The organism is Streptomyces sp. TRM64462 (assembly GCF_013362995.1).
Classification (GTDB): Bacteria; Actinomycetota; Actinomycetes; order Streptomycetales; family Streptomycetaceae; genus Streptomyces.
The window spans coordinates 1-7,415 of record NZ_JABWDV010000438.1; the positions used below are offsets into that span (position 1 = coordinate 1).

At 71.9% G+C, this 7,415-nt stretch carries 8 protein-coding genes; 3 read left to right on the forward strand and 5 right to left on the reverse strand.

Annotated elements, in window-relative coordinates:
- Positions 1–1,364: DEAD/DEAH box helicase (locus HTZ82_RS28090; protein WP_254712167.1), on the reverse strand; the 1,364-nt coding region annotated here is incomplete at its 3' end.
- Between the two features lie 434 nt (positions 1,365–1,798).
- Between HTZ82_RS28090 and HTZ82_RS28095 the strand changes: the two genes are divergently transcribed.
- On the forward strand, positions 1,799–2,533 hold the full coding sequence (locus tag HTZ82_RS28095; RefSeq protein WP_175412189.1) for a ferritin-like fold-containing protein: 735 nt from the start codon (positions 1,799–1,801) through the stop codon (positions 2,531–2,533).
- 83 nt (positions 2,534–2,616) lie between these two features.
- Here HTZ82_RS28095 and HTZ82_RS28100 read toward each other — a convergent pair whose 3' ends face one another.
- The 4 genes from HTZ82_RS28100 to HTZ82_RS28115 all read right to left on the reverse strand — a co-directional run bounded on the left by HTZ82_RS28100 (position 2,617) and on the right by HTZ82_RS28115 (position 4,704).
- On the reverse strand, positions 2,617–2,886 hold the full coding sequence (locus HTZ82_RS28100; protein ID WP_175412190.1) for a hypothetical protein: 270 nt from the start codon (positions 2,884–2,886) through the stop codon (positions 2,617–2,619).
- Between the two features lie 304 nt (positions 2,887–3,190).
- Positions 3,191–3,418: a DUF3107 domain-containing protein gene (locus HTZ82_RS28105; RefSeq protein WP_175412191.1), complete on the reverse strand. Its 228-nt coding sequence runs from the start codon at positions 3,416–3,418 to the stop codon at positions 3,191–3,193.
- Positions 3,419–3,590: 172 nt separating this feature from the next.
- Positions 3,591–4,232 carry a TetR/AcrR family transcriptional regulator gene (locus HTZ82_RS28110; protein ID WP_175412192.1) on the reverse strand — a complete coding sequence of 214 codons (642 nt, stop codon included), beginning with the start codon at positions 4,230–4,232 and terminating at the stop codon, positions 3,591–3,593.
- Positions 4,233–4,458: 226 nt separating this feature from the next.
- Positions 4,459–4,704, reverse strand: a complete 246-nt coding sequence (locus HTZ82_RS28115; RefSeq protein WP_175412193.1) for a hypothetical protein — start codon at positions 4,702–4,704, stop codon at positions 4,459–4,461.
- A gap of 136 nt (positions 4,705–4,840) precedes the next feature.
- Between HTZ82_RS28115 and HTZ82_RS28120 the strand changes: the two genes are divergently transcribed.
- Together HTZ82_RS28120 and HTZ82_RS28125 are read left to right on the forward strand one after the other, a co-directional pair.
- Positions 4,841–5,848 (forward strand): alpha/beta fold hydrolase, encoded by a 1,008-nt coding sequence (locus HTZ82_RS28120; RefSeq protein WP_175412194.1) that lies wholly within the window; start codon positions 4,841–4,843, stop codon positions 5,846–5,848.
- An 8-nt stretch (positions 5,849–5,856) separates the two neighbouring features.
- Positions 5,857–7,251 carry a DUF3152 domain-containing protein gene (locus HTZ82_RS28125; protein WP_175412195.1) on the forward strand — a complete coding sequence of 465 codons (1,395 nt, stop codon included), beginning with the start codon at positions 5,857–5,859 and terminating at the stop codon, positions 7,249–7,251.
- Positions 7,252–7,415 lie beyond the last annotated feature (164 nt).

The following is a 7,415-nucleotide window of genomic DNA, read 5'->3' on the forward strand; positions in this document are numbered from 1 at the left end:
CCCAGGGGCGTACCGCCCCGGGTGCGCCGGCGCTGCCGCGGCGTACGGGTGCGCGCCGGGCGCTCCTCCTCGGGCTTCGCGCGCTCGCGGCGGCGACCGCCACGACCGCCCGGCTCGCCCAGGTCCTCCAGTTCCTCCGCGTCCAGGCCCGCCCGGGTCCGCTCGGCGCGCGGCAGCACGCCCTTCGTACCCTCCGGGATGCCCAGGTCCGCGTACAGGTGCGGGGACGTCGAGTACGTCTCGACCGGGTCGTTGAAGTCCAGCTCCAGCGCCTTGTTGATGAGCTGCCAGCGCGGGATGTCGTCCCAGTCGACCAGCGTGATCGCCGTACCGGACGCGCCGGCGCGGCCCGTGCGGCCCACCCGGTGGAGGTACGTCTTCTCGTCCTCCGGCGACTGGTAGTTGATCACGTGCGTGACGCCCTCGACGTCGATGCCGCGCGCCGCGACGTCGGTGCAGACCAGCACGTCGACCTTGCCGTTGCGGAACGCGCGCAGCGCCTGCTCGCGGGCGCCCTGCCCGAGGTCGCCGTGGACGGCGCCGGACGCGAAGCCGCGCCGCTCCAGCTGCTCGGCGATGTCGGCGGCCGTACGCTTCGTACGGCAGAAGATCATCGCGAGCCCGCGGGTCTCGGCCTGCAGGATGCGGGCGACCATCTCCGGCTTGTCCATGGAGTGGGCGCGGTACACGTGCTGCTTGATGTTGGCGACCGTCGCGCCCTCGTCGTCCGGCGCGGTGGCGCGGATGTGCGTGGGCTGCGACATGTAGCGGCGGGCCAGGCCGATGACCGCGCCCGGCATGGTCGCCGAGAACAGCATCGTCTGGCGCTTCGGCGGAAGCATGTTGATGATCTTCTCGACGTCGGGCAGGAAGCCCAGGTCGAGCATCTCGTCCGCCTCGTCGAGCACGAGCGTGCGGATGTGGGACAGGTCCAGCTTCTTCTGGCCCGCCAGGTCGAGCAGCCGGCCCGGGGTGCCGACGACCACGTCGACGCCCTTCTTCAGGGCCTCGACCTGCGGCTCGTACGCACGGCCGCCGTAGATCGCGAGAACGCGGACGTTTCGGACCTTGCCGGCGGTCAGCAGGTCGTTGGTGACCTGCGTGCACAGCTCGCGCGTCGGGACGACGACCAGCGCCTGCGGCGCCTCGGTCAGCTCCTCGGGGCGGGAGCGGCCCGCCTCGACGTCCGCCGGGACGGTGACGCGCTCCAGCAGCGGCAGACCGAAACCGAGGGTCTTGCCGGTGCCGGTCTTGGCCTGCCCGATGACGTCGGTGCCGGAGAGCGCGACCGGGAGGGTCATCTCCTGGATGGGGAAGGGCGTGATGATGCCGACGGCCTCAAGGGCCTCGGCGGTCTCGGGCATGATCCCGAGCTCTCGGAAAGTCGTACGCTGCGTAGTCAGGGTGTCGCCTCTTCTGTGAGCCGCGGCATGAGGCGAACGCTGGGGGTCTTACCGCGCCGGATCCTTGTCCGGCCGCAGACCGCGAGATCACAGCCGGGTGGCGCAGGACCACTGCCGTCGCTCGAGCGTCATACCGCTGAGGGCCCCTCATGTGCGATGGCGCACGGAGGGCTGTCGGGTCGGAGCCGATCGGGCCACCGACCGGGCATCCTCATTCATGAAACGGCCTCCCGAGTGCGTACATACATCTCCGTACGTGTCCGCATACTCGACAGGCGCTTTATCACTGTACCCCGGATTCGCGCAGGTGTGTTGGGCCAATTCACAAGGAGGGGGACGTCACACTGACTGATCAGCGCCTTCAGGGGTGCGGCCGGCGGGCTATTGTGCGCTTCATGGAGACGCCTGACAACGCCACTGCCGCCGAAGAACCGACCGGGATCGCCGCCCTCGACTGGGCCGCCGCCTCCGCGGACCCCCAGTACCGCGCGGCCGTCGTGGACCTGCTCGGTGCCCTCGCGTACGGCGAGCTGGCGGCCTTCGAGCGGCTCGCCGAGGACGCGAAGCTCGCGCCGACCCTGGCCGACAAGGCGGAGCTGGCGAAGATGGCGTCCGCCGAGTTCCACCACTTCGAGCAGCTCCGCGGCCGGCTCGCCGCGATCGACGTCGAGCCGACCGCCGCCATGGAGCCGTTCGCGAAGGCCCTGGACGACTTCCACCGCCAGACCGCCCCGTCGGACTGGCTGGAGGGCCTGGTCAAGGCGTACGTCGGTGACTCGATCGCCAGCGACTTCTACCGCGAGGTCGCCGTCCGCCTCGACTCCGACACCCGCGCGCTGGTGCTGGCCGTCCTCGACGACACCGGGCACGGCAACTTCGCCGTGGAGAAGGTACGGGCCGCGATCGAGGCCGACCCGCGGGTCGGCGGGCGGCTCGCGCTCTGGGCGCGGCGGCTGATGGGCGAGGCCCTGTCGCAGGCCCAGCGGGTCGTGGCGGAGCGGGACGCGCTGTCGACGATGTTGGTCGGCGGTGTCGCGGACGGGTTCGACCTGGCGGCCGTGGGGGAGATGTTCTCGCGGATCACCAAGGCGCACACGAAGCGCATGGCCGCGCTGGGGCTGGCGTCCTGACCCTGCCTTCTAACTCGTTCTCGTCGTCCTCGTCGTCAGGGTGGGGTGTCGTGTCGGTCGGTGGCGGGCGGCGGCGCCGGGTGTCAGGCCGCCGCTGATCTGCGCAGCCGGCGGCCCGCCGGGCGGATGAGCAGCGACAGCAGTACGGCGCTGATCACCGCCGCCCCGAGCAGCGTGCCCAGCACGTAGCCGGGGCCGAGCGCCGCGTGCGTGACGAGTGCGCCGAACAGCGCGCCCAGCACTCCGGTCACGAGCACCGTACGACGCTGCGGAAGTCGGTCGGCCAGCCGGTGGAGGGCTGCCCAGGAAAGGGCGAGTCCGAGGAGGACGGAGCCGATGGCTTCCCAGAACACACGCATCACCTCGCGGACGGCGGGGCGGGCAGAACGGTCGTAGCCCGTCCTACCCGGAGCACGCGGAACGCAACCCTCCCAAGTGCCCCGATGACCACCGGAAATGCCCTTCCCCGCCGTGCCGCCACCGTCCCCTGCGGCCCTCACGCCCCGGGCCGCGAGTCACCCGGTCGGCTCAGCCGTTGCCCGGGGATCGGGTCCGGGGGCCGGGGGCGGGTTGTGACAGCGAGAGGCCCGGCGGGGTTACGCCCCCGCCGGGCCTCTCGCTGTGCTGCGTTCCGCTGTGCCTGGTGCGCTGCGCTCCTCAGAGCGCGCCGAAACCGACGCGGCGCGTCGCGGGCTCACCGATCTCCACATAGGCGAGCCGGTCCGCCGGCACGAGCACCTTGCGGCCCTTCTCGTCCGTGAGGCTGAGCAGCTGGGCCTTGCCGACCAGCGCGTCGGCCACAGCGGCTTCGATTTCCTCGCCGGACTGCCCGCTCTCCAGAACGATCTCCCGGGGCGCGTGCTGCACGCCGATCTTGACCTCCACGGCTTTGTCCCTCCGAACGGTCAGCGATGCGCGGTCAGCCGCGCCGTACGCAGCCACATTAGCCCGGAGAGGCGACAGCTCACGGCCCGGCCGTGCACGCCAGGAGCGAACACGGCCCCGAACGCGGCTCAGTGGCCGCTCACCAGCCGCTCATTGGCCGTTCAGCGGCCGTTCAGTGCCCCTCGGCGCCGTGCAGCGGGAAGCCGGCGATGCCCCGCCACGCCAGCGAGGTCAGCAGCTGCACCGCACGGTCACGCGGGACCGGCGAGTCGCTGGCCAGCCAGTGCCGTGCCACGACCTGGGAGACACCGCCCAGTCCCACCGCGAGCAGCATGGACTCGTCCTTCGACAGGCCCGTGTCCTCGGCGATCACCTCGGAGATCGCCTCCGCGCACTGCTGCGACACCCGCTCCACGCGCTCGCGCACCGCGGGCTCGTTCGTCAGGTCCGACTCGAAGACCAGCCGGAACGCGCCGCCCTCGTCCTCGACGTACGCGAAGTAGGCGTCCATCGTCGCGGCCACGCGCTGCTTGTTGTCCGTCGTGGAGGCCAGCGCCGTGCGGACCGCCAGGAGCAGCGACTCGCAGTGCTGGTCCAAGAGGGCCAGGTAGAGCTCCAGCTTGCCGGGGAAGTGCTGGTACAGCACCGGCTTGCTGACACCCGCCCGCTCGGCGATGTCGTCCATCGCGGCCGCGTGGTAACCCTGGGCGACGAAGACCTCCTGGGCAGCCCCCAGGAGCTGATTGCGTCGGGCTCGGCGCGGCAGGCGTGTGCCTCTCGGGCGTGCTGCCTCTGTCTGCTCGATGGCTGTCACGCCGCCTCCCAAAATCGATCCAAATGCGCTGTGCGCCGCGCCCGCCATCGTACTTTTGGGTAACCCGGCTGTGCGCGCTGCGAGCGCAGAATTTCACGTACCGGACGCCGACGGTAGGTGGAGCTTCAACCTTGAACTACGCGACGGTACGGCCGAACTCCGTCAAACCGCCCCAAACGCCCGCAACGTGGTGTCAGCAACGTGGTGTCCGTCCGGTCGGCGACGGTCAGCGATAGTCGTCCTCGTCAAGGGCGACCACGCGTGCCTGCTCCACGGCGTCCGCCTCGTTCGCCGTCGCCGGATCGATCCGGGTCAGCGGGTCGTCCTCGCGCTGCTGGAGGTCCGTGTGCTGCTCCGCGGCGTCGGCCTCGGGGGTCTCCTCGTCCAGCTCCTCGTCCAGCACGGCGGCGGCCGCGCCGCTGTCCCCGCTGGGCTCCGTACGCGTCTCGGGATCGGTGGGGTCGACGGTCATGGGGTCCCCTTTCCTCCGGGCGCAGGCCCGGGCTGATGCCCTCGGTACGAGCCTATGGGGTACCCCTCCCCGGCGCTATACGATCTGTGACGGCGAACACACCGGGCCGGGCGTGATCGTCTCGTAACATTGCCGCATGTCTTCGACCGAGCTGCCCGCGTCCGTCACCGCAGCCACGGCTCCCCGGGTGCACACCGTACGGGTCGGGGAGGGTGAGGAACTGCGCTCCGTGACACTGCCCGGGCTGACGCTGAACGTGCGGTTCCGCCCGCCCGCCGCCCCGGACGGGAACGCCGAGGCGCTCGCGCGGAGAGCCCCCGCCCTGTACGTGCACGGGCTCGGCGGCTCCTCGCAGAACTGGTCGGCACTCATGCCGCACCTCCAGAACCTCCTGGACGGCGAGGCCGTCGACCTGCCCGGCTTCGGCGACTCGCCGCCGCCCGACGACGGCGACTACTCGGTGACCGGCCACGCCCGTGCCGTCATCCGGTTCCTGGACGCCGGCGGCCGTGGCCCGGTCCACCTGATCGGCAACTCGCTCGGCGGCTCGGTCGCCACCCGCGTCGCGGCCGTCCGCCCGGACCTGGTCCGTACCCTGACGCTCGTCTCACCGGCGCTGCCCGAGCTGCGCGCCCAGCGGAGCGCGTGGCCCACCGCGCTGCTCGCCGTGCCGGGCGTGGCGCGGCTCTTCGCCCGGCTGACCAAGGACTGGACGCCCGAGCAGCGCGTACGGGGCGTGCTCTCCCTCTGTTACGGGGACCCCCGTCGCGTCACCGAGGAGGGACTGCGCGCCGCGGTCGAGGAGATGGAGCGGCGGCTCCAGCTCCCCTACTTCTGGGACGCCACCGCCCGCTCGGCGCGCGGCATCGTCGACGCGTACACGCTGGGCGGCCAGCACAACCTGTGGCGGCAGGCGGAGCGGGTGCTCGCCCCGACGCTGCTGGTGTACGGCGGACGCGACCAGCTCGTGTCGTACCGGATGGCCCGCCGGGCCGCCGCCGCGTTCCGGGACTCGCGGCTGCTGACGCTCCCGGACGCCGGGCACGTCGCCATGATGGAGTACCCGGAGGCGGTCGCCAGGGCGGTGCGCGAGCTCATCGTCGAGTACGGTGACCGCGACCGTGACGACAGGGCGGGGAGCTGATCCGGGGCGTGGGACGACACAGCCGCAAGGGCCCGGCGCCCGCGGACCGGGGCGCCGCCGCAGGTCAACGGGGCACCTCGGCCGCGCCGGGCGCACAGACGGCAGCGGCCGCGCCGGGGACCGGGCGCCGCCGCAGGGCTGCGGGGGCTCCTTCTTCTCCTTCCTCTCCTTCCTCTCCTTCGCCCTCTTCTTCTGCTTCCGCTGCGGGGGCGCAGGCCGTGCCTCAGTACGCGGAACCCGGGGCTTACGGATACGGATACGGGTACGAGTACGGCTACGGGGCGCAGCATGTGCGCGGCGGGCATCCCGAGCAGCGTGAGCCGGGCGGCGGCTGGGGCGCTGCGCCTTACACGGCCGCGCCGCAGGAGACCGGTCCGCAGCGGCGGATCGCTCAGGGTCCGCCGCGGGTGCCCGGGCCGCGCCGCGAGTTCGTCGAGGCGTTCGACGCGGATTCTTCTCAGGCGGAAGTGGAGCAGCCGGACTCCGTGCGGGTGGGGGGCGATGACGACGCCGCCGACGGTGACCGTAAACGCGGCATGGGCGGCATGGGCCGTACCTTCACCGGGATCTCCGCGGCCGCCGTCACCACCGTCCTGGCGATCGTCGTCGCCGGACAGGTCACCGACACCGGCACGCAGGACGACCGGGCCGCGCAGTCCGCCGACGCCCCCGAACGCTCCACCGGCGACGCCGCGTCCCGCTCCGACCAGCGGCCCACGCCTCCGCAGGGCGCCGCCCCGTCCGCCCCGCCCCCCGCGTCCTCCCCGTCCGCTCCCGGCGCGACGCCGTCGCAGCGGCCGCCTACGTACGAGCAGTTGATGGCCCGGCAGTTCCCCATCGACCCGAAGCTGAAGGGGTCCGGCGACTTCGAGGCCGTACCGGGTGCGGACCCGGCGCCCGGCAAGGGTGAGAAGATCCGCTACCGCGTCGACGTCGAGAAGGGCCTCGGGCTCGACGGCAAGCTGTTCGCCGACGCCGTGCAGAAGACCCTCAACGACGACCGCAGCTGGGCGCACGGCGGTGTGATGACGTTCGAGCGGATATCCAGCGGCCAGGCGGACTTCGTCATCACGCTCGCCAGCCCCGGTACGACCGGTGTGTGGTGCGCGAAGTCCGGGCTCGACACGACCGTCGACAACGTCTCCTGCGACTCCGCCGCCACGCAGCGCATCATGATCAACGCCTATCGCTGGGCGCAGGGCGCGGAGACCTACGGCGCCGACGCGATGCTCGCCTACCGGCAGATGCTGATCAATCACGAGGTCGGCCACCGGCTCGGCCACAACCACGAGACGTGCCGCAAGCAGGGCGCCCTCGCGCCCGTGATGCAGCAGCAGACCAAGACCCTGGAGATCGACGGGATCACGTGCCGTCCCAATCCCTGGGTGTACCCGGCGGGCTGACCGGGTGACCCCTGACCGGCTGACCGGCTGACCGCAGTGCTCGTGCGGGAGCGCTGGAGGATGGCCGCAGCCTGACGCTGCGTAGTGGAATGCGGCTTTAGCGCAACGGAACGCAACCGGCGCGCGAAAGTTACTCCCATTCACCCCTTCCGGTGGCGCGACGG